Source organism: Saccharothrix sp. DSM 118769, from assembly GCF_052936295.1.
On sequence record NZ_CP193627.1, the window covers coordinates 5309513 to 5330990 of the forward strand.

Here is a 21478-nt window from a genome sequence, read left to right on the forward strand (position 1 = left end):
ATCGCACTATGCTGACCCGGAACCCGTTGGGCAACCGCCATTCGGGTGAGTCCACTGTGGACGTGCCCGATCAGTTGATCAGTTGGCCGGGGTGCCCCCGTCCGGCGGCTCGGCGTCGGGCGCGGGGTCGGGCGAGGTCTCGCGCAGGTCCGCCGCGATCGACCTGGCCTCGTCGATCGTGCGCTGCGAGTGGGCCAGCCGCTCGTCCTCGTCGGGGGTCTGCACCTCGGGCACCTCGTTCACGTCGGGCATGGCCCTGGGTTGCCGGGCGGTGGGCGGCACAAACTTGGACAGCGCGTCGGGCGAGGCGTACCGTCGATAACAGCCCACCGGTTCGTAAAGTGCGCGTGCCGGGAACCCGACGAGGAGAGCCCATGTCGACCCGGACGCCCGCGCCGCCCCGCCCCTCCGCGCGGCGGCGCGCCACGTTCACCGCGGTGCTGCTGGTGGTGACCGCCCTGCTGTTCTGGGTGCCGTGGGCCGGCCTGCTGGCGCCCGGCGCGCGGTGGCCGTGGCCGGTGCAGGTGGTGGGCACCGCGTTCTTCGTGGTGGTCTCCGCGGCCTTCCCGCTGCTGCTGGTCCGCGCGCACGGCCGCCGGCACTCCGACCGGGCGTCCCGGGTCGCGCACCTGCTGCTCGGCGTGGCGTGGGTGTTCTTCGCCTGGACGTTGATCACCCACGTGCTGCGCCTGGTCCTGGCGCTCGCGGGCGTGGACAACCCGTTCCGGGCGAGGCTCGTCGCGGTGGTGCTGCTGGTGGTCGCCTCCGCCCTGGTCGTCCACGGCATCCGCGAGGCGCGCCGCGTCCCCCGGGTCAAGAGGACGGACGTGGTGCTGCCGAGGCTGGACCCGGCGTTCGACGGGCTCACCGTCGCGGTGCTGGCCGACACCCACTACGGCGCGATCGACCGCACCAAGTGGTCGCGGGGCACCGTCGAGGCGGTCAACGCGCTGGGCGCGGACGTGGTGGTGCACGTGGGCGACATCGCCGACGGCACGGTGGAGCAGCGGCGCGGCCAGGCGGCCCCGCTGGGCGACGTGCGGGCGGCGCACCGGTTCTACGTGTCGGGCAACCACGAGTACATCGGCAACGCCCAGGCGTGGCTCGACCACATGACCGAGCTGGGCTGGACGAGCCTGCACAACCAGCACCGGGTGCTGGAGCGCGGCGGCAAGCGCCTGGTCTTCGCGGGCGTGGACGACGTCACCGCCGTGCACTCCGGCGAACCCGGCCACGCCGCCGACCTGGACGCGGCGCTGTCCGGCACCCGCACCGACGACCCGGTGGTGCTGCTGGCGCACCAGCCCAGCGAGATCGGCAAGGCCGTCGCGGCCGGCGTGGACCTCCAGCTGTCCGGGCACACCCACGGCGGGCAGATCTGGCCGTTCCACCTGCTGGTGCGGTTGCAGCAGCCGGTGCTGGCCGGGCTGAGCCGGCACGGCGAGCGCACCCGGCTCTACACCAGCCGCGGCGCGGGGTTCTGGGGCCCGCCGCTGCGGGTGTTCGCACCCAGTGAGATCTCCCTGCTGACGCTGCGCGCCGCCTGAGGCGGCATGATCGGCCCATGAGGGTCGTGGTGGTGGGTGCGAGCGGGTTCGTCGGGCAGCACGTCGTGGCGCGGCTGCGGGCGTCCGGGCACGGGGTGACGTCGGTGGCGCGCACGGCGCGGGCGGGGGTCGACCACGCGCTGGACGCGACGACGGCCACGGCGGCGGACTTCCGCGCGCTGCTGGCCGGGCACGACGGCGTGGTGTTCGCGGCGGGCGCGGACGACCGGGAGACGCCGCGCCGGCCCGCCTACCCGGTGTTCCAGCGCGGCAACGTGGCGCCGGTCGTGCGGCTGCTCACCGCGGCCCGCGAGGAGGGCCTGACCCGGGCCGTCGTGCTCGGCTCGTACTACACGCACTTCCACCGCGAGCACCCGCAGTGGCGGCTGGCCGAGCGCCACCCGTACGTCCGGAGCCGGGTGGCGCAGGCGCGCGGGGCGCGGGAGGCGGCCGGGCCGGACCTGCCGGTGGCGGTGCTGGAGCTGCCGTTCGTGTTCGGGCGGGCGCACGACCGGCTGCCGAACTGGGCCGGGCCGCTGGACGCGTGGGTGCGGTCGCGCTCGCCGCTGGTGGCCCCGCCCGGCGGCAGCGCCGCGACGACGGCCGCGCACGTGGCCGAGGTCGCGGTGGACGCGCTGGAGCGGGCGTCCGGCGAGGACCTGCCGGTGGCGCTGGAGAACCTGACGTGGGCGGAGATGATCGGCCGCGTCGCCGAGGCCGCGGGGCACGCGCGACCGGTCCGCCGGCTGCCCGGCGCCGCGGTGCGGGCCGGGCTGCTGGCGACGGGGCTCGCGCACCGGTTGCGGGGCAGGCAGTCCGGGTTGGACCCGCGCCACCTGGGCGGGCTGCTGCTGCGCGAGCTGTTCCTCGCGCCGGGGCGCGGCGGTTCGATCGACGCGGCGGTCGCGGAGACCTTCCCGCGCGACTGACGGGCGGCGGCAGTCGGGCAGTGGCGACGGTCCGGCAGCGCGGGCTATCCGGCAGCGGGGCCGTCCGGCAGGAGCGGCCGTTCAGTAGCGGCGACCGCCGGAGGGGGGCGGCGGCTCGTCGTAGTCGTAGTCGTCGTCCTCCGGGAGGTCGAACGGCAGCGGCCGGTTCGTCCAGGAGTCCAGCAGCAGCACGAGCGCGGCGAACACGACGACCACGGCCCCGACCCAGGCCAGGCCGCCCCACACCATGACCCCCGCCAGCAGCAGCATCGGCACCACCAGGAACAGGATGAACGGGTCGATCCGACCGAACTTCCTGCTTGCCGAACCCGCCATCAACGTCCTCCCAGTCAAGCGCCTCCCTGGGTGAACTTACGCGATCGCGTTCACCCGGCGGTCAACCGGGCGTCACCGACCGCGTTGTTCGCGGTCCGGGTACTGGCCCCGAGAGCGTTCCACAACGGTGGCCACGACGGCCAGCAGGACCATGCCGACGCCGAGCCCGAGGTGCAGCAGGTTGTCGGCGGCGTTGAAGGGCGCGAAGTTCGCGCCGCCGTCCTCGCCGACGATCGAGCCGTAGACCCAGAGCAGCAGGTAGGCGAACCCGCCGGCGACCAGGAACAGCCGGGCGGTGCCGCGCGCCCGGGAGCCGAGGACGCCCGCGACGCCGAACAGCAGGTGCACGAGGTTGTGCAGCACTGAGACCTGGAACACACCGAACAGCAGGGCGTGGGAATGCGTGCCGGCGAAGGCCATCTGGTCGTACAGGGTGGTCACGCCCGGTACGAAACCGAGCACGCCGACCACCAGGAACACCGCGCCCACGAGCAGTGCGAACGCCTGCACAGGCCGGCGACCTGCCTTGACGCGTTCCGCCGAGGTCGTCATCTCGCTCCTCCCATCAGCTCTATCCTGACCGTCATACCCGGAGCCACCGCGACGAAACGGGGGCCGGGTGCGACGCGGAACAGGTGGAACCGGGCTTCATGACCATCGACGTCTTCATGCCGTTCTACGGCGACGTGACCCTCATGCAGGAGGCCGTGCGCAGCGTCCTCGCGCAGCGGGACCAGGACTGGCGGCTGACCGTGGTCGACGACGGCCAGCCGGTCGACGTCGCCGGGTGGTTCACCGAGCTGGGCGACCCCCGGGTGCGGTACCTGCGCAACGAGCGGAACCTGGGCGTGACGGGCAACTTCAACCGCTGCCTGGACCTGGTCGAGCACGACCTCGTGGTGCTCGTGGGCAACGACGACCTGATGCTGCCCGACTACGTCGGGCGGGTGCGGGCGCTGCACGCGCGGTTCCCGACCGCGGGGATCGTGCAGCCGGGCGTCGAGGTGGTGGACCAGCACGGCGCGCCGGCCCTCGGCCTGGTGGACCGGGGCAAGCGCCGGGCGTACGCGCCGAGGGTCGAGGGGCCGACTGCGTTCTCCGGCGAGGACCTGGCGGTGTCGCTGCTGCGCGCGAACTGGCTGTTCTTCCCCTCGTTGTGCTGGAAGGCGGACGCGGTCCGCGAGGTCCGGTTCCGCGAGGAGTTCACCGTCGTGCAGGACCTGGCGCTGGTGCTGGACCTGGTGGCGCGCGGCGTGGTGCTGGTGGCCGACGACGAGGTGTGCTTCCGGTACCGCAAGCACGTCGGCTCGGAGACCTCGCGGGCCATCTCGGACGGCACGAGCTACACCGAGGCCGGGAACCTGTTCCACGAGTACGGGGACCGCTTCGCCGCGCTGGGCTGGAACCGGGCGGCGCGGGTCGCGCGCTCGCACGTGCTGTGGCGGCTGCTCGCGCTGGCGTCGCTGCCCGCCGCGCGCTCCAACCCCGCCGCGGCGAAGGTGCTGCTGAAGCATGCGTTCGGCCGCTGATACCGGCGTGAGTGACTGACCACTTACTAATGCACCTCCTCTGACCAGGCACGCTTGACACGGCTTCGCAGTCGTGTGTTCACTCGTGCATAGAGTGAGTGACCAACCACTCACACAAGGAGGAAGTCATGTCCCAGGTCTCCGCGGAGCAGGTGCTGGAGGTCGTGCTCCCCGGCGTGGTCGAGCCCGGCGGGTTCGAGCTGCGCCACCGCCCGGTGCCCTCCCCCGGTCCGGGTCGGGCGCTGCTGCGGGTCGAGGCGTCCGGGGTGTCGTTCGCCGAGAAGCAGATGCGCCTGGGCAGGTACTACGACCAGCCGGCGTTCCCCTTCGTGCCCGGCTACGACCTGGTGGGCGTGGTGGCGGAGGTCGGCGCGGGCGTGGACCCGGGTCTGGTCGGCGGCCGGTTCGCGGCGCTGACCAAGGTCGGCGGCTGGACGACCCACGCCCTGGTGGAGGCGGCCGACCTGGTGCCGGTGCCGGCGGGGGTCGATCCCGCCCAGGCGGAGGCGTTGGTGGTCAACGGGATCACGGCCTGGCGGATGCTGCACGGCGTCGCGCGGGTGCGGGCCGGGCAGACGGTCCTGGTGCACGGCGCGAGCGGCGGCGTCGGGTCGCTGCTGGTGCAGCTCGCCCGCCTGGCCGGCGCCGAGGTGATCGGCACGTCCTCGGCGCGCAACCTCGACGCGGTGCGCGCGCTGGGCGCCGTCCCGCTCGACTACCGCGCCGACGACGTGCCCGCCCGGGTGCGCGAGCTGGCCCCCGGCGGGGTGGACGCGGTGTTCGACCACGTCGGCGGCCCGGGCGTGCTGGACTCCTACCGGCTGCTCGCGAAGGGCGGCGCGCTGGTGGCCTACGGCAGCGCGTCCACGAAGGACACCTCCGGGTCGGCGAAGGCGGCGGTGCTCAAGCTGTTCGTGCGGTTGCTGTGGTGGAACGCGCTGCCCAACGGCCGCACCGCGACGTTCTTCAACGTCTGGGCGGGCAAGCGCGACGCGGCGGGCTTCCGCGCGAAGGTCGCCCGCGACCTGGGCGCGGTGCTGGCGCTGGTGGCCGACGGCTCCCTGGCCCCGTTGATCGCCGCCCGCGTGCCGCTGGAGCGGATCGCGGACGCCGTGCGGCTGGCCGAGTCGGGCACGGTCACCGGCAAGGTCGTCGTCGTCCCCTGACGCCGCCCCGACGGCGGGCCGGGGTCTTCCCGAAGCCGGGCACCGGCGCGTGATCACCCGGGACCGGGGGCGGGGGCCCGGGGGAAGGCCGGGTCGAGGCCGTCGAAGGACACCCGCCGCACCAGCGCCGTGCCCAGGTGGCCGACCGGAGCACGGCCGGGCCGGTGTCGGTGGACACCGCGTCGGTGGGCACCGCGTCGGTGGGCACCGCGTCGGCGGGCACCGCGTCGGCGGCCCGCCCGTCCTGCCGCGACGGGGTCCGCTCGACCGGCCCGCGGGCGCCCGTCCGCCGGAGGTGGTGCGAGAGCCGGCTGCGGTTCGCGGGTGCGGTCCGCCGGACTACCCTGGGGTGACCGCACCCGCGACCGCGCGGTGGGATGATCCGGTCGGGAGGTCGTCCGTTCCGACGTGACGAACCCGGACCCTTGGGGGTGGGCATGATCGGCGGTAGGCGGTTTCGCGGTCTGCTGGGGCGCCTGTCGGAGCACACCGCCCAGGCGCTGCTCGACTCGGGCGCGCGGGTGGACTACGCCTCGGACGACGTCCTGCTCCACCGGGGCGACGACGCGGGCCACGTCGTGCTGCTGCTGACCGGCGCGGTCAAGGTGCACGCCGACGCGCCGGACCGGGCGCTGCTGGGGCTGCGGACGGCGGGCGACCTGGTCGGCGAGATGGCCGCGCTGGACGGCGCGCCGCGCAGCGCGACGGTCGTGGCCTGCGCCCCGGTGACCGCGCGGCTGATCGACCGGCGCCGGTTCCGCATCCTGCTCGACCGCCACCACGAGCTGTTCGTGGAGCTGGCCCGCACCGTCGTCGAGCAGATCCGCTGGTCCAACGAGCTGCGCCGGGTCGTGTCCGGGCCTGCTTCCGCCCGCGTCGGCCGGGTGCTGCTGCACCTGGCGCGCAGCCACGGGCACCGCGCGCCGGACGGCACGTGGACGCTGGCCGTCGGGCTGGGCAACGTCGAGCTGGCCTCGATCGCCGGGATGAAGCCCCGCACCGCCGAGAAGGGCTTCGCCGAGCTGCGCGACGCCGGCCTCGTGCGCACCCACACCCGGCGGGTGATCGCCATCCCGGACCTGGAGGGCCTGAACCACCTCGTCGCCGGCGGGGACCCCGCGGCGACGCGCTGACCCGGTCGGTCCCCTCCGCGACCCGGCGGTGCCACTCCCCGGTGGCGCTTCCCCCGGTGTCGCTCCTTTGATGTCGCTCCCCCCGGCCGCGGTGGGCCGCACCCCCCAGGCGGCCCACCGCGGCCATCCGGCCGTTCCCGGCGCGGGCGGCCCCCCAGTTCGGCCGCCCGTGCCAGGCGTGCCCACTGTGTACGGTCGCGTGTGCACACCGCTTGTGCGTTCCTGCAATCCGCAGGTGCGGGGCTTGCGCGGTGAACGTGGTGTGGCGGCGGTCACGCGTGTGATCATCCGGTCGTGATCACGTGGGTGGGTGGGTCGCCGTGCACGGGCAAGAGCACCGCGGCGGCCCGGTCGGGGTTGCCGGTCCACTCGTGCGACGAGCACGTCGAGCGGCACGCCGCCGAGGTGCCGGGCGGGGCGGCGGCGCGGGTGCTCGCCCCGGGCGTGGCCGAGCGGTTGGCGCAGCCGGTGGACGTGCAGGTGCGGCAGGTGCCGGCCGCCTACCGCGAGGAGTTCCCGCTGCTCGTGCGGACGTGCGCGCGCTGGGCGGGCCGGTGGTCGTGGAGGGGGCGGCGCTGCTGCCCGACCTGGAGGCGGCGTTCCGGCGGTGGATGGCGCGGGACGCCCGGTTCGCGCGGGTCGTGGCCCGCCGGGCGCGGGCGCTGGGCTACCGGGTGGAGGTGGCCGACGGGACGCGACCGGTCGTCGGCCTGCCGGTCGGCGCGGGACCGGTCGACCCGGCCCCGGTCGACCCGGACCCGGTCAGCCGGTGACCGGTCGGTCCGGGACGAGGATGCCGAGCGGGTCGCTGACCGGGAACGGGTCGGCGCGCCGGAACCGGTGGAGCACCAGCGCCGCCGCGCAGGTTCCCCACAGGCCGAACAGCGCGCAGGACGTCCCGGCGACGACCGCCACCCACGCCGGGAGGACCTCGCCGGTCATCCGCGCCACCGGGTAGGAGCCCGGCACCAGCAGGAGCGGCATCAGCAGGTGGAACGCCCTCGTCAGGAGCGGGGAGCCGGGCCGCAGCGACTGGAGGTCCGGCCGGCGGGGCTGCCGGTTCTCGTCGAGCAGCGACGTCCACCAGCGCGCGCGGTGCACCGGCACGACGTCCGCGCCGGCCCGGTCGACCCAGTCGAGCGCCCTCGCCTCGCCGGCCAGGCCGACCAGCTCCAGCAGGTGCCGCAGCCGGAGCAGGCCGCGGCCCTGCGCGCGGGCCAGGGCGGCGCGCAGGTCGTCCACGCGGAGCACCGCGGCCAGGTCGTCCAGCACGTCGTCGGGCGCGGTGGCGGCGAGTGCGCACCGCCGGACGCGGCCCGCCCGGCGCACGAGGAGCCACGCGGTGTCGTCGGTCCAGGCCAGGCCGACCGCGCCGGCGTCGTCGACGGTGGCGACCTTGAGCCCGTCGCGCAGGCCGTCGAACGTCTCGGGGGCGGGGCCGAGCAGCAGCGTGCCGCCGGGCGTGGGCACCACGCGACGGGGTCGGGCGGCCCGCTCCAGCAGCAGCTCGCGCACCACCTCCGGCCTCTCCGGCACCCACACCGCGGTCCGCACCGCCACCACCCCCGTCACCCCGAAGTCGGGCGCAGCGTAGACGCCGCGCCCGGCCCCGGGGTAGCGCGGTCACGCGCCGCGACGCGTCCACTGCTGGTTGTCGCCGCCGTTGCACGAGTACTGCTTGACCACGGCGCCGTCCGCGCTCGACGCGCTGGTCACGTCGAGGCACTTGCCGCTGTGCCGGGCCACCGCGCGGTGGTGCGAGCCGGTGGCCTGGAGCTGCCACTGCTGGTTCTGGCCGCCGGTGCACGCGTACTGGGCGACGGCCGCGCCGTCGGCGGTGGAGGAGTCGGCCACGCCCAGGCACTTGCCGCTGTGCCGGGCGATCAGCCGCGCGTACCCGCCGCCCGCGTCCTCCACCTGCCACTGCTGGTTCTGCCCGCCATTGCACGGGTACTGCTTGAGCGCGGCGCCGTCGGTGCGCGAGGAGCTGGGGATGTCGGCGCACTTCCCGCTGTGCCGGGCGACGAGGGTCTCGTAGGGCGTGCCGCCGCCGACGGGGTCCACGGTGCCGGTGGCGGTGTCGACGGCGACCTGCGGCGACCAGCTCATCGCCATGGTGGTGGCGGAGGGGAAGCGCAGCGGCAGCCACACGTAGCGGGACTCGGTGACGCGCCCGCCCCACGCCCCGGCCCACCGGTCGCCCAGGTAGAGGTAGGAGGTGGTCAGGCTGCCCTGCACGGGCAGCACGTAGGCGGCCTGCGAGCCGTAGGCGGTGCCGTCGCCGACGTCGCTCAACCCGCTCCAGGTGCCGGTGACGCTGCTCGCGGTGGCGTACTTCTGCTGGTTGGGGCTCCAGCCGGTGGCGCCGGAGGTGAGCAGGAAGTACACGCCGCCGCGCTTGAACAGCGCGGGCGCCTCGCGGTAGGAGCCGGGCCACAGGGTGCGCACCAGCGAGGCGACGCCCAGGTAGTCCGGGGTGAGCCGGTAGACGTGCAGGTCGGCGTTCTCCCGGGCGGCGGAGATCATGTAGCCGGTGCCGTCGTCGTCGCGGAACAGGGTGATGTCGCGGGACATGTGCCCCAGCGGCCGGAAGCTGCCCCGGTAGGAGTAGTCGCCGTCGACGGTGGAGGAGGTGGCGACGGCGGCGCGGGCCTCGCCGTAGTCGCTGCCGTTCTCCTTGTGCATCCACATGACGAACTGGCCGGTGGAGCTGTTGAGCACCACCTTGGGCCGCTCGATGTTGGCGTAGCCGAGTTCGGCCGCCGACGACCGGGTGAGCACGTCGCGGCGGAACTCCCAGGTGCGCAGGTCGGTCGACCGGTACGCGGAGACCGACCGGAACGTGTTGTCGGCGTTGCGGTTCTCGCCGAACCAGTAGTAGTAGGAGCCGACCTTGAGCACGCCGCCGCCGTGGGCGTGCACGACGGCGCCGGCGGTGTCGGTGAACTGGACGCCGTTGGTCACCGTGACGACCGCCGCCCTGGCCGGGACCGCGACCGCGGTGAGGGCCAGCAGGGCGGCGGTCGTTCCGAGCGCGAAGCGTCTGCGCAGCATCGCGACGCTCTCCTTCCTCGTTGAAAGAGATCGCCTCGGCGGTGAAGGCTCGTCGCCGACCGTAGTTGTCGAACGGGTTCGGCGGAAGGCGCTCAGCGCAGCAGCACCAGCGCCTCCCACGGGCCCAGCGCGGCGCGCCCGTCGGCCACGCGCGGCTCGTCGGAGTTGGCGAGCACGACGTGCCGCGCCTCCCAGCCCGGTTCCAGCCCGGCGGTCACGGGCTCGCCGCCGAGGTTGGCCACGACGAGCAGCCGCCGCTCCCCCAGCGTGCGCTCGTAGCAGTACAGGGCGGGGTGCTCGGGGTGCAGCATGCGGAAGTCGCCGACGGCCACGACGGGGTGCTCGTGGCGCAGCGCGATGAGCCGCCGGTAGTGGTTGAACACCGAGCGCGGGTCGTCGTACTGCGCGGCGGCGTTGAGCCAGGTGTGGTTGGGGTTGACCGCGATCCACGGTTGGCCGGTGGTGAACCCGGCGTTGGGGGTGTCGTCCCACTGCACGGGGGTGCGGGCGTTGTCGCGGCCCATGGCGCGCAGGCCGCGCAGCACGACCTCCGGGTCCACGCCGCCGGCGACCGCCTCGCGGTGGTGGTTGAGCGACTCGACGTCGCGCAGGTCCTCGGCGGAGGCGAACGGGGCGTTGGTCATGCCCAGCTCCTCGCCCTGGTAGACGTAGGGCGTGCCGCGGTGCAGGTGCAGCACGGTGGCCAGCGCGGTCGCCGACTCGCGCCAGTGCTCGCCGTCGTCGCCGAAGCGGGACACCACGCGCGGCTGGTCGTGGTTGTTCCAGTACAGGCTGTTCCAGCCGACCTCGCCGAGCGCGGTCTGCCAGCGCCCCAGGGACGCCTTGAGCAGCCGCAGGTCCAGCGGTCGCGGGTCGAACTTGCCGCCGGGGCCGTGGTCGAGGGAGACGTGCTCGAACTGGAACACCATGTCGACCTCGCGCCGCGCGGGGTCGGTGAACAGCACCGCGTCCTCCCACGTGACGCCGGGCATCTCGCCGACGGTGAGGAACTCGCCGTCGCGCCCGCCGAACACCTCGCGGTGCATCTCCTGGAGGAACTCGTGCACGCGCGGCCCGGTGGCGAAGTGCGGGAACCCGTCGCCCAGGCCGGCCACGCCGGTGGTCGCCCCGTCCGGCAGGGCCGGGTCCTTGGAGATGAAGTTGATCACGTCCATCCGGAAGCCGTCCACGCCCCGGTCGAGCCACCACCGCATCATGTCGTGGACCGCCTCGCGGACCTCGGGGTTCTCCCAGTTGAGGTCGGGCTGCTTGCGGTCGAACAGGTGCAGGTAGTACTCCCCCGTGGTCTCGTCCAAGTGCCAGGCGGGACCGGAGAAGAACGACCCCCAGTTCGTGGGCTCCGCGCCGGGCTGCCCGGCTTCGAACCCCTCGCGCGGCGGGCGCCACCAGTACCAGTCGCGCTTCGGGTCGTCCCGGGACGAGCGGGACCCGACGAACCACGGGTGCTCGTCGGAGGTGTGGTTGACCACCAGGTCCATGACCAGCTTCATGCCGCGCGCGTGCAGCTCCGCCACGAGGGCGTCGAAGTCGGCGAGCGTGCCGAACGACGGGTCGATCGCCCGGTAGTCGGAGATGTCGTAGCCGTTGTCGGCCTGCGGGGAGGCGTAGACCGGGGAGAGCCAGACGACGTCGACGCCCAGCCGTTGCAGGTGGTCCAGCCGCGCGGTGAGACCCGCCAGGTCGCCGACGCCGTCGCCGTCGGAGTCGGCGAAGCTGCGCGGGTACACCTGGTACACCACGGCGGACTGCCACCACGTGGCCTGGTCGGAAGTCATCGGCGTCCCTCGTGCGTCGGTGCGGGGCTGCTGATCAGTTCACCGTGGACGGCGGCGCGCGGCAACCCCCGACCGTTCGGGGGTTGCCGCGCGTCCCGGGATCAGGAGCCGTCGTCGTCCGGGTGGACGCCGGGGCCGTGGTCGGTGTCCCCGGGCGGCGCGATGGGCGTGGGGCTGAGCGACGCCTCGTCCTCGCCCTCCTCCAGCAGGGTGGCCGCCGCGCCGACGACGCGCGGGTCGGGTTCGCCGACGACCTCGACGTCCTTGTCGTCGTAGTCGATGCGGGCCAGGACGCTGCGCATGGCCTCGATGCGGGCGCGCTTCTTGTCGTTGCTCTTGACGACCGTCCACGGCGCGCTGGCCGTGTCGGTGGCGCGGAACATGGCGACCTTGGCCTCGGTGTAGGCGTCCCAGCGGTCGAGCGAGCGGATGTCGTTGGGGCTGAGCTTCCACTGCCGCACCGGGTCGACCTGGCGGATCAGGAACCGGGTCCGCTGCTCGGCCCGCGACACCGAGAACCACAGCTTGACCAGCACGATCCCGTCGTCGACGAGCATCTTCTCGAACGTGGGGGCCTGGCGCGTGAACCGCTGGTACTGCTCGTCGGTGCAGTAGCCCATCACCCGCTCGACCCCGGCCCGGTTGTACCAGGAGCGGTCGAACAGCACGACCTCGCCGGCGGTGGGCAGGTGGTTGACGTAGCGCTGGAAGTACCACTCGCCCTGCTCGCGGTCCGTGGGCTTGCCCAGCGCCACGACGCGCGCGCCGCGCGGGTTGAGGTGCTCGGTGAACCGCTTGATGGTGCCGCCCTTGCCGGCGGCGTCGCGGCCCTCGAACACGATGACCATGCGCCCGCCGGTGTCCTTGATCCAGTACTGGAGCTTGAGCAGCTCGATCTGGAGCAGCCGCTTGGACACGTCGTACTCCTCGCGCGACATCCGCTCGGGGTACGGGTAGTTCTCCCGCCAGGTGTCGATCGGCGTGCCGTCGGGGTGGCGCAGCACCGGGTCGTCGGCGTCGTCGTAGTCCACCACCAACTCGGAGATGTCGAGTCCGGGGAACCGGTCGGAGAGGTCGAACGCGCTGTTCACGCCCCCGGACGTACCCTGCGGCGGGGTGCCGCAAACTGCGGTGTCACCCGACGGGCGGGACGCGGTAGGCGACGAACGAGGTGCGCCGGCGCAGGGCGAACCCGAGCGACTCGTAGAGGCGGATCGCCGGGGTGTTCGCGGCGGAGGCGTGCATGATCGGGACATCGCCGCGGGCGCGGATGCCGTGGGCGACGGCCAGCACGAGGCGGGTGGCCAGGCCCCGGCCGCGCCAGGCCGGGTCGGTGCACACGGCGCTGATCTCGGTGTGGCCGGGCGGGCGGAGGCGTTCGCCGGCCATCGCGACGAGGGCGCCGTCGACGCGGACGCCGAGGTAGGTGCCCAGTTCGACGGTGCGCTCGCGGAACGGGCCCGGCCGGGTGCGGGCGACCAGGTCGAGCATCTCGGGGACGTCGTCGGGTCCCAGGCGCACGGCCTCGGGGTAGGGCCGGGCGGCGACGCCCGCGTCGACCAGCTGCACGCCCGCGATGCGGTCGACCGCCTCCCAGTGCGGCGGCGGGGTGAGCGCGGTGTTCATCGGCACGACCGCGCCGGGACCGGCGAGGACCGCGAGGTCGGCCCACGCGTCGTCGTCGGCGTCGGCGGGCAGGGCGTGGAACGGGGCGACGTCCTGCCGGTAGCGCAGCACCCGGCCGCGCCGCTCGGCGAAGTGGGCGTGGCGACCGGTCAGGGACGCCCACGACGGGTTGTCCAGCACCGACCACCCGTCCGGCACCGACCGCTCGTCTGACCCGGATCGCCCGCCCGGCACGGATCGCCCGCCCGGCGCCGACCGCTCGTCCAGCACCGACCGCACCCCGACCCGCCCGGGGCTGTCCGACGACGACATGCCGACCTCCACGCTTGTTCGTTGGCCGACGAAGAATGCGTTCGGCGGTGACGCCCTGTCCACCGCGCCCACATGGCGGACGCGCCGCCGAAATGCCGTGTGATGCGGAGCACACCGGTATTCCACCCCGCGACGCAGTTTGAGTCGTATAGACTCAAACCATGCTCACCAGGCAGGAAGCCCTCGACCGGGTCGAACGAGCCCGCGACGCGGCCGACCTGTTCGGCCCCCGCGACCTCACACGGCACACCGAGGCGCAGCGCCTCTACCGGTCACTCGCCACCGTCCTGCACCCCGACAAGACCGGCCCCCACGACACCAGGGCCCACACCGCCGCCGCCCGCCTCACCCGCCTCCACCACGAGTGGCAGCACACCCCCGCCACCGAGCTGCACAGCCCCACCGCCACCTACCGCCCCACCCGCCCGCACGCCACCGGCAGCGTCGCCACCCTCTACCTCACCGACGGCCCCCACGTCGTCAAGCTCGTCCGCAACCCCGCCCTCAACCCCCTCCTGCACGCCGAGTGGCACGCCCTCACCACCCTGCGCCGCCTCACCGACCGGCACCCCTGGCTGCGCCCCTACTACCCCCGCCTCCTCGACACCTCCGGCGACGTCCCCCGCGGCGACCGCGCCTTCACCGTCCTCGAACCCCTCACCGACGGCTTCACCACCCTCACCGAGGTCGGCAAAGCCTTCCCCCGCGGGCTCGACGGCCGCGACTACGCCTGGATGCACCGCCGCCTGCTGCGCGCCGTCGCCGGCGCCCACCTCGCCGGCCTCGTCCACGGCGCGATCACCGCCGACAACGTCCTCGTCCACCCCGAGCAGCACGGCATCGTCCTCGTCGGCTGGACCTTCGCCGTCGAGGCAGGCCAACCACCCCTCGCCACCGACCGGACCACCCGCTACCCGCCCGAGGTCCACAGCGGACACCCCCTCACCCCCGCCGCCGACGTCCACATGGCGCACGCGCTCATGCTCGACCTCCTCGCACCCGGCGAAACCCGCCACCGCGCCTTCGCCCGCGGCTGCACCCAGGACGACCCGCACCGCCGACCCGACGCCGCCGACCTGCTCACCGAGTACGACGAGCTGCTCGACGACCTCTACGGCGAACGCACCTACCGACCGTTCACCCTCCCCACCCCGACCACCGACACGACAGGAGCCTGACCATGGGACACGGCAAGTGGGACGACAACGCCTACGCGGCGGCCAAGACCTTCCGCGCCGCCAAGGGCATCGACGACTTCGGCTACACCGCCACCATGCGCAAGACCCCGTCCGCCAACTGGAAGGCCGACCCCTCCCTTGACCCCAAGGGCGTCACCGCCCGCGAGTGCCGCGACTCGCCCGACCACGCCGACTCCACGCCCATCGCCGTCCTCTTCGACGTCACCGGCTCCATGGGCCGCGTCCCGCAGATCATGCAGCGCAAGCTCGGCAAGCTGCACGGCCTCATCCAGCGCAAGGGCTACCTCACCGACCCCCAGCTCCTCTTCGGCGGCATCGGCGACGCCGACAGCGACCGCGTCCCCTTCCAGGTCGGCCAGTTCGAGTCCGACAACCGCATGGACGAACAGCTCCGCACCATCTTCCTGGAGGGCAACGGCGGCGGGCAGAAGAGCGAGTCCTACGAACTCGCCGCCTACTTCGTCGCCCGCCACGTCGTCACCGACGCCTGGCGGAAGCGCGGCCGCAAGGGCTACCTCTTCCTCATCGGCGACGAGCTCAACAAGCCCCGCCTCGAAGCGCGCCACATCCGCCGCGTCATCGGCGACGACGTCGCGCAGGACATCGACCCCGCCTCCGTCTACCGCGAACTCGCCCGCAAGTGGCACGTCTACTTCGTGCTCCCCAACCAGTCCGCCTACTACAACGACCCCCGGATCGCCGACCACTGGCGCGACCTGCTCGGCCAGAACTTCCTCAAGCTCGACGACCCCGGCGCCGTCTGCGAGCTGATCGCCGCCACCATCGGCCTCGAAGAACGCGTCGTCGACCTCGACCAGGCGCTGGTCGACCTCGCCGAGGTCGGCTCCGCCGCCGAGGGCGAAGCCGTCGGCAAGGCCCTCGTCCAGGTCGGCGCACGCACCCCCGCCACCCGCCGGAGCACCCCGCCCGCCCTCGACGGCCCCGACGACGTCACCCTCGCATGACCACCGACCTCACCGGCCACGTCATCGTCGTCGGGCTCGGCTTCGGCGACGAGGGGAAGGGAGCGGTCGTGGACGCCCTGTGCCACGACCGCCCCACCACCGCCGTCGTCCGCTTCAACGGCGGCGCCCAGGCCGCGCACAACGTCATCGCCGACGGCCGCCACCACACCTTCAGCCAGTACGGGTCGGGCACGCTCGCCGGCGTGCCCACCCACCTCTCCCACCACGTCCTCGTCGAACCCATCGCCCTCGCCGCCGAGACCCGCGAACTCGAAGCCCTCGGCGTCCCCGACCCCCTCGGCACCCTCACCGTCGACGCCGACGCGCTCCTCACCACCCCGCTCCACGTCGCCGCCAACCGCGCCCGCGAGGACGCCCGCGGCACCGCCCGCCACGGCTCCTGCGGCAAGGGCATCGGCGAAACGGTCTGGTACTCCCTCCTGCGCGGAGCCGCCGAAGGCGACCTCGTCGAACACCAACGCGTCCTCGGCACCCCCGGCCCCGCGCCCACCGTCGGCGACTGCGCCCACCCCGCCGGCCTGCGCCGCAAGCTCGACGCCCTCGCCCGCTTCTACGAACCCCTCATCGGCGACGGCACGGACGTCGACGGCCTCGTCGCCCTCTACCGCGACTTCGCCGCCGCCGTCCGCACCACCGACCGCCACCACGTCGCCCGCCTCGCCGACACCGACACCGGGAAGGGCCGGCTCGTCCTCGAAGGCGCCCAGGGCGTCCTGCTCGACCAGCACCACGGCTTCCACCCCCACACCACCTGGTCCACCACCACCCCCCACAACGCCCGCGCCCTCCTGCACGGCCGCCCCGCCACCACCCTCGGCGTCACCCGCACCTACCAGACCCGCCACGGCGCGGGCCCCCTGCCCACCGAGGACCCCGCCCTCCTCACCCGCTTCCCCGAGCGCCACAACGACACCGGCCACTACCAGGGCGCCTGGCGCACCGGGCACCTCGACGCCGGACTCCTCACCCACTCGGTCGCCGCCTGCGACGGCCTCGACGGCCTCGCCGTCACCCACCTCGACGCCACCGGCCTCCGGGTCGCCACCGCCCGGGGCACCCGCGACATGCCCGACCCGCAACGGTGGATCTCCGACCACCTCGACCTGCCCGTCCTGGTCACCGGGCACGGCCCCGACCGCACCGACTACACCGTCCGGGAGTGCGCGACAATCACCCCATGATCGAGTCGACCCCGGTGTCGGTGGACGTGCTGGCCCTGCGCTTCGACCCGACCGCGCGCACCGTCCTGCTCGGCACCGCGCCCCGCGCCGCCGAACCGTTCGCCGGGGACCTCGCCCTCCCCGGCGTCCTCCTCGGCCTCGGCGAACGGCTCCGCGACGCCGCCCGCCGCGCGGTGACCGACAAGCTCGGCCTGCCCGCCGACGCCGTCTCCGCCACCGGCCAGCTCGCCACCTTCGACGAACCCTCCCGCGACCCCCGCGGCCCCACCCTGTCCGTCGCCCTCTGGGCCACCCTCGACCCGGCCCGCCTCACCGACGGCCCGACCCACTGGGCGTTCCTCGCCGAGGTCCCGCCCCTGGCCTTCGACCACGACCGCATCGTCGCCGACTGCCGCCCGCTGCTCGCCGACAAGCTCTGGCGCGACCCCGCGTTCACCGCCGGCCTGCTCGGCCCCGAGTTCACCACCGCCCAGGCCCTCGACCTCACCGAGGCCCTCACCGGCGACCGCCCGTACCCCGCCAACCTGGGCCGCACCATGGAACGCGTCCCCGGCCTCCGGCGCACCACCCAGCACGCCGCCGCCCTGCCCAAGGGCGGCCGACCACCCTCCGTGTGGCGCTGGGACTCATAAGGCACCCGAACGGGTACCCCTCCCCCGTCACCGGACAGAGGAGGACCACATGCAGCCACACCCCTTCCCCTTCGCACCCTGGGTCTGGCGCGACGCGGTGACCGTCCTGGACGACCCCAACAGGCAGACCGCCCAGGACCGCGACCGCCCCGACGTGGGCCTGCTCGGCTACGAGGTCGACGCGGTCGACGGCCGCATCGGGCGGATCGACGAGCACAACGCCGAACTGCCCGCCGACTGCCTGCTCGTCGACACCGGCACGTGGCTGACCAGCCACCGGGTGGTGCTGCCGGTCGGCGCGGTCGCCGAGGTCGACCACGACGCGAAGCAGGTCCGCGTCGACCGCACCAAGAAGCAGGTCACCGACGCGCCCGGCTACCAACCGGACGACTTCGACGCGGACGACTACCGTCGCCGCCTCGGCGAGTACTACACCGACAGCTACCGCACCAGTCACACGAACCAGTGATCTTTTTTAAGAAACACTGAAGTCATAAAGGTCCTCGAACACTCGACGCCGCGCGGTCACTCCCCCCGCGCGGCGTCGAGCGCGCGGGACAGCTCCTGGCGCACCCGGTCGAACCAGATGCCCTCGTTGGCCGGGTACAGGCCGGGGTGGCCGTTGAGGCGCGCCATGCGCTCGCCGCCGGCGTGGTGGATCGCGATGAGGTCCCACTGCCGGTTGAACACCGGGCTCCCGGAGCTGCCCCGCTCGGTGGGCGTGCGGTAGTGCAGCCGGGTGTCGTCGGCGTCGAGCAGCCGGTTGTCCTGCACCGACAGCATCACCTGCTCGCGACCGCGCGGGTGGCCGATGACGTAGGCGCGGGTCGCCTCGTCGGCGCGCACCACAGGGCGGCGGCGGGCGGGCGGGCAGCGGGTGGCCTGCGCGGGCACGCCGTCCAACTCGGCGACGGTCACGTCCAGCCGGTCCACCGGCGAGGACCACAGCACCCGCCTGATCCGGTGGCCGGGACCGCCCTCCAGGGCGCGGAACGTCACCAGCGCCCGGTCCGGGTGCAGCGCCTGCGGGTGGTCGGCGGACACGACGTGCGCGTTGGTCACCAGCACCACGTCCGGGCAGGACGGGTGCAGCGCCTTGCCGTCGACGAGGAACCCGGTGCCCACTCCCCCGTCGACCGGGTCCTCCACCAGCGCCACGGCCCGGCACCTCTCCAGCGCCGTGCGGAACCACCCGAGGGTCTGGAAGCCGTCGTCGCCGAGCAGCTTCTGGAGGTGGTCGAGCCGGTCGAGGACCTCGTCGCGCATCTCGGCGGGGCCGACCGAGACGCCGCCCGCCGGCCTGCGGTCGAGCAGCGCGCCCGCCAGCACGGGCAGCAGCGACAGGCCGGGCTCGCCCGACGTGTCCAGCTCCCACACGTCCTGCAGCTGCCGCAGGGTGCCGGCGATCTCGAACGCGTCGGCGCCCGCGCCCAGGTAGGCGTGCAGCCGCTCCACGGCCTCGTCGTGCCGGCCCAGCGCCACGCACGCCTCCAGCGCGGTGCCGTGGTCCCACACGCCGGCGGCGTGCCCGAGGCCGGCGGTCGCGGCCAGCACGTTGCGCGCGATGAGCACCGGGTCGCCGGGCAGGTCCACGCCGTCCCGGCGGGCCCGCACCAGCAGGGCGACCAGGTTGATGCCGTGCCAGGCGAGCCCGGCCTGGTCGTAGACCCGGCGGTAGTGCCCGACGGCCAGCTCCAGCAGCCGCCGCCTGCGCCGCGGCGCGGACGGGGCGGTCGCGACGTACATCTGCTTGTAGGCCCGGCCGAGCAGCCCGCGCGCCTCGGTCGCCTCGTACGGGCTCGCCGCGACGTCCTCCAGCAGGCGTTCGAGCACCGCGACGGCGGCGGTCAGCACGCCCTGGTCCAGCAGCGCCTGCGCGTACTGGCGGCGGATCGTCGGGTCGGCCTCCCCGGACTGGAGGAACGCGTCGGCGACCTCGCGCAGCGGCGCGAAGCACCTCTTGCGCCGCAGCTCGCCCAGCACGCGGTGCGCCTGGTCGAGCGGGTAGGGGCGCTCGTCGACGCGCAGGTGCTCGACCAGCTCCGCGCACAGCGCCGCCACCCGCGGCCGGTCGAGCGCGTCGATCGCGCGGAACAGGTCTCGGGCCGACGTGCGGCGGTCCCAGGTCACCCGGTGGTCACCACTCCTCGTCGAGCATCCCGGCCAGCGCGTCGCGCAGCCCCGCGCCCGCCAGGTACTTGTCCGCGCCGTGTCGCCAGGCGCCGCGGTTGGGCGCGCCGACGTCCACGAGCGCCTTCACGCCCCCGCGGCGGAAGTCGTTGGCCAGCAGCGCGTCCACGCCGGCGACCGGGTCGAGCCGGTCGTAGACGTTCACCCACCGCCGCAGCCCGGCCGGGAAGCCGTCGTCGCGGCTCCACTCGGGGCGGAGCCGGTCCTGCACCTCGTCGATGCCCAGCGGGCTGCCGAACGTGAGCAGGCCGTCCACCGGCGGGCAGCCCGGCAGCCGCTTGAGGCAGTCGTAGGCGATGACGCTGCCCAGGCTGTGCGCCACGACGACGTGCGGGCCGGACCGGTCGGCGCCCTCGGCCAGCGCCCGCAGCACCCGGGAGCGGATCTCGCGCCGGATCGCGTACGACTCGCCCTCGCGCGGGCTGAACTCGGCGTCGAAGAGGTAGTGGTGCACGTCGCGCAGGAACACCTTCATCAGGCGCCGTTTCACCGACCACGGCAGCAGCACGCGTTCCCGCGTCGGGTCGGGTTCGCCGACCGCGGGCAGCGCCGGGTCGTCGGAGGCGAATTCGTCGAGGCCGACCCGGTCGGCCAGTGCCGCGATGAACGCCGCCTCCGCGCCGGTCGAGCGCACGAGCCACCGCATACCGATCTCGGGCGCCTGGCCCTCCAGCGACGAGCGGGCGTTCTCGTGCTCGGCCTCCTCCAGCGGCGCGGGGTGCAGCAGGTCGGCCCAGTAGACGAACGTGCTGGTCACGCCGGACGCGTCGAGGTCGAGTCCGTTCTCGGCGAGCACGCCCCGCCAGCTGCGGCCCAGCCTCGCCGCGGGCGGTTTGTTACCGATGCCGTGGATGAACGTGACGTGCGGCAAGACCGTCCACCCTTTCCCGCGCGAATCGTGCCCAGTGGTACTTCGCCACCGGTCGACACGGCGTTACCAATGGCGAAGTACGTCATCCGGGTGAATTCAGCGGAAATGAACCTATTCGTCCGCGGCGAGCAGCAGGATTTGCGCGGCGACTTCCGCGGGCGCCTCCAGCGGCAGCATGTGACCCGCGTCCTCGACCACGACCGACTCGCCGCCGACCGAGGCGGCGAGGGCCTTGGCGTCGCCCTCCGGGACGAGCCGGTCCTCGTCGCCGACGATCGCCACGACGGGCCGCTCCCCCGCCACGGTGAGCGCGGCCTCCCGGTCGTAGCGGTCGACGGCGGGCCGGAACAGCGCGATCGTCCCGGGCCAGTGCGCCCACACCATGTCGGCGGTGAGGTCGACGTCCTCCCGGCGGGGCTCGTCGCCGAACAGCCACCAGCGCAGGCCGGCGGTCTTCGCGGGCTCGATCTTCTCCCGGATGGTGCGCACCAGCGGCCCGAACGCCCGCTCCAGCTCGCGGACCAGCTTGCCCAGCGCCTTGGGCCACGCCAGCGAGGTCTCCGCCAGGCCGGTGGCCGCCGTGGACACGAACACCACCCCGGCCACGCGCTGCCGGTACAGCCTCGGGCGCCGCTCGGCCATGGCCATCGCCGCCATGCCGCCCATCGAGTGGCCGGCGACGACGACGCCGCCCTCCGGCACCAGCCGCTCGATCAGCTCGCCCAGGTCGTCGCCCAGCTGCTCGATGGTCGCCGTCGCCTTGTCGGCGGGCGTGGACGAGCCGTGCCCCCGGTGGTCGTAGCTGATCACCGCGAGGTCGGGCGGCAGCGCGGCCACCACCCGGTGCCAGCTGCGGTGGTCCAGCGCGTAGCCGTGCGCCAGCACCACGGTCAGCCGCGCGTCCGCCGGACCGCTGCGCACCACGTTGAGCTCGGCACCGTCTTCCAGCCGCAACCGCTCGGTCGCCATCCCCGCTGCCCCTTCCGTCGGC

Annotated in this window: 22 protein-coding genes; 11 read left to right on the forward strand and 11 right to left on the reverse strand. The window is 74.1% G+C overall.

Annotated features, from left to right (window positions below; all coding sequences use genetic code 11):
* Window positions 1-78: 78 nt before the first annotated feature.
* Window positions 79-252, reverse strand: coding sequence for a hypothetical protein (locus tag ACRAKJ_RS22715; protein ID WP_438923674.1), 174 nt, complete (start codon window positions 250-252; stop codon window positions 79-81).
* Window positions 253-374: 122 nt separating this feature from the next.
* Here ACRAKJ_RS22715 and ACRAKJ_RS22720 point away from each other — a divergent pair, with 122 nt between their 5' ends.
* Window positions 375-1547, forward strand: coding sequence for a metallophosphoesterase (locus tag ACRAKJ_RS22720; protein WP_438923675.1), 1173 nt, complete (start codon window positions 375-377; stop codon window positions 1545-1547).
* A 17-nt stretch (window positions 1548-1564) separates the two neighbouring features.
* The gene (locus ACRAKJ_RS22725) at window positions 1565-2476 is read left to right on the forward strand and encodes an NAD-dependent epimerase/dehydratase family protein (protein ID WP_438923676.1); all 912 of its coding nucleotides are present in this window, start codon (window positions 1565-1567) and stop codon (window positions 2474-2476) included.
* Between the two features lie 81 nt (window positions 2477-2557).
* On the opposite strand, the gene ACRAKJ_RS22730 is transcribed toward ACRAKJ_RS22725, so the two are convergent.
* The gene (locus ACRAKJ_RS22730; RefSeq protein WP_438923677.1) at window positions 2558-2812 is read right to left on the reverse strand and encodes a hypothetical protein; all 255 of its coding nucleotides are present in this window, start codon (window positions 2810-2812) and stop codon (window positions 2558-2560) included.
* Between the two features lie 72 nt (window positions 2813-2884).
* Entirely contained in the window at window positions 2885-3364 is a 480-nt protein-coding gene (locus tag ACRAKJ_RS22735; RefSeq protein WP_438923678.1) for a DUF4383 domain-containing protein, read from the reverse strand.
* 98 nt (window positions 3365-3462) lie between these two features.
* Between ACRAKJ_RS22735 and ACRAKJ_RS22740 the strand changes: the two genes are divergently transcribed.
* The 4 genes from ACRAKJ_RS22740 to ACRAKJ_RS22755 all read left to right on the forward strand — a co-directional run bounded on the left by ACRAKJ_RS22740 (window position 3463) and on the right by ACRAKJ_RS22755 (window position 7413).
* Window positions 3463-4341, forward strand: a complete 879-nt coding sequence (locus ACRAKJ_RS22740; RefSeq protein WP_438923679.1) for a glycosyltransferase — start codon at window positions 3463-3465, stop codon at window positions 4339-4341.
* 128 nt (window positions 4342-4469) lie between these two features.
* Window positions 4470-5507 (forward strand): medium chain dehydrogenase/reductase family protein, encoded by a 1038-nt coding sequence (locus ACRAKJ_RS22745; protein ID WP_438923680.1) that lies wholly within the window; start codon window positions 4470-4472, stop codon window positions 5505-5507.
* A gap of 437 nt (window positions 5508-5944) precedes the next feature.
* A complete protein-coding gene (locus ACRAKJ_RS22750; RefSeq protein WP_438923681.1) occupies window positions 5945-6640 on the forward strand; it encodes a cyclic nucleotide-binding domain-containing protein in 696 nt (231 codons plus the stop codon).
* Window positions 6641-7173: 533 nt separating this feature from the next.
* Complete coding sequence (locus tag ACRAKJ_RS22755) at window positions 7174-7413, forward strand: hypothetical protein (protein ID WP_438925619.1); 240 nt, start codon at window positions 7174-7176, stop codon at window positions 7411-7413.
* On the opposite strand, the gene ACRAKJ_RS22760 is transcribed toward ACRAKJ_RS22755, so the two are convergent.
* The 5 genes from ACRAKJ_RS22760 to ACRAKJ_RS22780 form a co-directional block, all read right to left on the reverse strand.
* Window positions 7403-8203: a hypothetical protein gene (locus ACRAKJ_RS22760; protein WP_438925620.1), complete on the reverse strand. Its 801-nt coding sequence runs from the start codon at window positions 8201-8203 to the stop codon at window positions 7403-7405. The two genes, ACRAKJ_RS22755 and ACRAKJ_RS22760, sit on opposite strands and share 11 nt — an antisense overlap.
* A gap of 60 nt (window positions 8204-8263) precedes the next feature.
* Window positions 8264-9694: an RICIN domain-containing protein gene (locus ACRAKJ_RS22765; RefSeq protein ID WP_438925621.1), complete on the reverse strand. Its 1431-nt coding sequence runs from the start codon at window positions 9692-9694 to the stop codon at window positions 8264-8266.
* A gap of 92 nt (window positions 9695-9786) precedes the next feature.
* Window positions 9787-11490 carry an alpha-glucosidase gene (locus ACRAKJ_RS22770; protein WP_438925622.1) on the reverse strand — a complete coding sequence of 568 codons (1704 nt, stop codon included), beginning with the start codon at window positions 11488-11490 and terminating at the stop codon, window positions 9787-9789.
* A 101-nt stretch (window positions 11491-11591) separates the two neighbouring features.
* Window positions 11592-12581: a polyphosphate kinase 2 gene (ppk2, locus tag ACRAKJ_RS22775; protein WP_438925623.1), complete on the reverse strand. Its 990-nt coding sequence runs from the start codon at window positions 12579-12581 to the stop codon at window positions 11592-11594.
* Between the two features lie 43 nt (window positions 12582-12624).
* Entirely contained in the window at window positions 12625-13428 is an 804-nt protein-coding gene (locus tag ACRAKJ_RS22780) for a GNAT family N-acetyltransferase (protein WP_438925624.1), read from the reverse strand.
* A gap of 161 nt (window positions 13429-13589) precedes the next feature.
* Between ACRAKJ_RS22780 and ACRAKJ_RS22785 the strand changes: the two genes are divergently transcribed.
* Genes ACRAKJ_RS22785 through ACRAKJ_RS22805 form a run of 5 tightly spaced genes read left to right on the forward strand, consistent with a single transcriptional unit; the run spans window position 13590 to window position 17895 of the window.
* On the forward strand, window positions 13590-14606 hold the full coding sequence (locus ACRAKJ_RS22785; RefSeq protein WP_438925625.1) for an adenylate cyclase: 1017 nt from the start codon (window positions 13590-13592) through the stop codon (window positions 14604-14606).
* A gap of 2 nt (window positions 14607-14608) precedes the next feature.
* A complete protein-coding gene (locus tag ACRAKJ_RS22790; RefSeq protein WP_438925626.1) occupies window positions 14609-15592 on the forward strand; it encodes a hypothetical protein in 984 nt (327 codons plus the stop codon).
* A complete protein-coding gene (locus ACRAKJ_RS22795; protein ID WP_438925627.1) occupies window positions 15589-16794 on the forward strand; it encodes an adenylosuccinate synthetase in 1206 nt (401 codons plus the stop codon). Before ACRAKJ_RS22790 ends, ACRAKJ_RS22795 begins: the two co-directional genes overlap by 4 nt.
* Window positions 16791-17426 carry an NUDIX domain-containing protein gene (locus tag ACRAKJ_RS22800; RefSeq protein ID WP_438925628.1) on the forward strand — a complete coding sequence of 212 codons (636 nt, stop codon included), beginning with the start codon at window positions 16791-16793 and terminating at the stop codon, window positions 17424-17426. The genes ACRAKJ_RS22795 and ACRAKJ_RS22800 overlap by 4 nt, the downstream gene beginning before the upstream one ends.
* A gap of 49 nt (window positions 17427-17475) precedes the next feature.
* Window positions 17476-17895 carry a PRC-barrel domain containing protein gene (locus ACRAKJ_RS22805; protein ID WP_438925629.1) on the forward strand — a complete coding sequence of 140 codons (420 nt, stop codon included), beginning with the start codon at window positions 17476-17478 and terminating at the stop codon, window positions 17893-17895.
* Between the two features lie 56 nt (window positions 17896-17951).
* Here the strand turns inward: ACRAKJ_RS22805 and ACRAKJ_RS22810 are convergent, their stop codons facing one another.
* The 3 genes from ACRAKJ_RS22810 to ACRAKJ_RS22820 form a co-directional block, all read right to left on the reverse strand.
* Window positions 17952-19556: a trypsin-like peptidase domain-containing protein gene (locus tag ACRAKJ_RS22810; RefSeq protein WP_438925630.1), complete on the reverse strand. Its 1605-nt coding sequence runs from the start codon at window positions 19554-19556 to the stop codon at window positions 17952-17954.
* 7 nt (window positions 19557-19563) lie between these two features.
* Window positions 19564-20487 carry a hypothetical protein gene (locus ACRAKJ_RS22815; RefSeq protein ID WP_438925631.1) on the reverse strand — a complete coding sequence of 308 codons (924 nt, stop codon included), beginning with the start codon at window positions 20485-20487 and terminating at the stop codon, window positions 19564-19566.
* Window positions 20488-20598: 111 nt separating this feature from the next.
* Window positions 20599-21456, reverse strand: a complete 858-nt coding sequence (locus ACRAKJ_RS22820) for an alpha/beta fold hydrolase (protein WP_438925632.1) — start codon at window positions 21454-21456, stop codon at window positions 20599-20601.
* Window positions 21457-21478: the final 22 nt, after the last annotated feature.

Bases quoted from the DNA above. Each gene is read 5' to 3' on its own strand.
- ACRAKJ_RS22735 (WP_438923678.1), bottom strand. From the start codon at position 3,364: ATGACGACCTCGGCGGAACGCGTCAAGGCAGGTCGCCGGCCTGTGCAG.
- ACRAKJ_RS22795 (WP_438925627.1), top strand. From the start codon at position 15,589: ATGACCACCGACCTCACCGGCCACGTCATCGTCGTCGGGCTCGGCTTC.
- ACRAKJ_RS22715 (WP_438923674.1), bottom strand. From the start codon at position 252: ATGCCCGACGTGAACGAGGTGCCCGAGGTGCAGACCCCCGACGAGGAC.
- ACRAKJ_RS22725 (WP_438923676.1), top strand. From the start codon at position 1,565: ATGAGGGTCGTGGTGGTGGGTGCGAGCGGGTTCGTCGGGCAGCACGTC.
- ACRAKJ_RS22790 (WP_438925626.1), top strand. From the start codon at position 14,609: ATGGGACACGGCAAGTGGGACGACAACGCCTACGCGGCGGCCAAGACC.
- ACRAKJ_RS22720 (WP_438923675.1), top strand. From the start codon at position 375: ATGTCGACCCGGACGCCCGCGCCGCCCCGCCCCTCCGCGCGGCGGCGC.
- ACRAKJ_RS22820 (WP_438925632.1), bottom strand. From the start codon at position 21,456: ATGGCGACCGAGCGGTTGCGGCTGGAAGACGGTGCCGAGCTCAACGTG.
- ACRAKJ_RS22800 (WP_438925628.1), top strand. From the start codon at position 16,791: ATGATCGAGTCGACCCCGGTGTCGGTGGACGTGCTGGCCCTGCGCTTC.
- ACRAKJ_RS22805 (WP_438925629.1), top strand. From the start codon at position 17,476: ATGCAGCCACACCCCTTCCCCTTCGCACCCTGGGTCTGGCGCGACGCG.
- ACRAKJ_RS22785 (WP_438925625.1), top strand. From the start codon at position 13,590: ATGCTCACCAGGCAGGAAGCCCTCGACCGGGTCGAACGAGCCCGCGAC.
- ACRAKJ_RS22730 (WP_438923677.1), bottom strand. From the start codon at position 2,812: ATGGCGGGTTCGGCAAGCAGGAAGTTCGGTCGGATCGACCCGTTCATC.
- ACRAKJ_RS22750 (WP_438923681.1), top strand. From the start codon at position 5,945: ATGATCGGCGGTAGGCGGTTTCGCGGTCTGCTGGGGCGCCTGTCGGAG.
- ACRAKJ_RS22745 (WP_438923680.1), top strand. From the start codon at position 4,470: ATGTCCCAGGTCTCCGCGGAGCAGGTGCTGGAGGTCGTGCTCCCCGGC.
- ACRAKJ_RS22765 (WP_438925621.1), bottom strand. From the start codon at position 9,694: ATGCTGCGCAGACGCTTCGCGCTCGGAACGACCGCCGCCCTGCTGGCC.
- ACRAKJ_RS22740 (WP_438923679.1), top strand. From the start codon at position 3,463: ATGACCATCGACGTCTTCATGCCGTTCTACGGCGACGTGACCCTCATG.
- ACRAKJ_RS22770 (WP_438925622.1), bottom strand. From the start codon at position 11,490: ATGACTTCCGACCAGGCCACGTGGTGGCAGTCCGCCGTGGTGTACCAG.
- ACRAKJ_RS22780 (WP_438925624.1), bottom strand. From the start codon at position 13,428: ATGTCGTCGTCGGACAGCCCCGGGCGGGTCGGGGTGCGGTCGGTGCTG.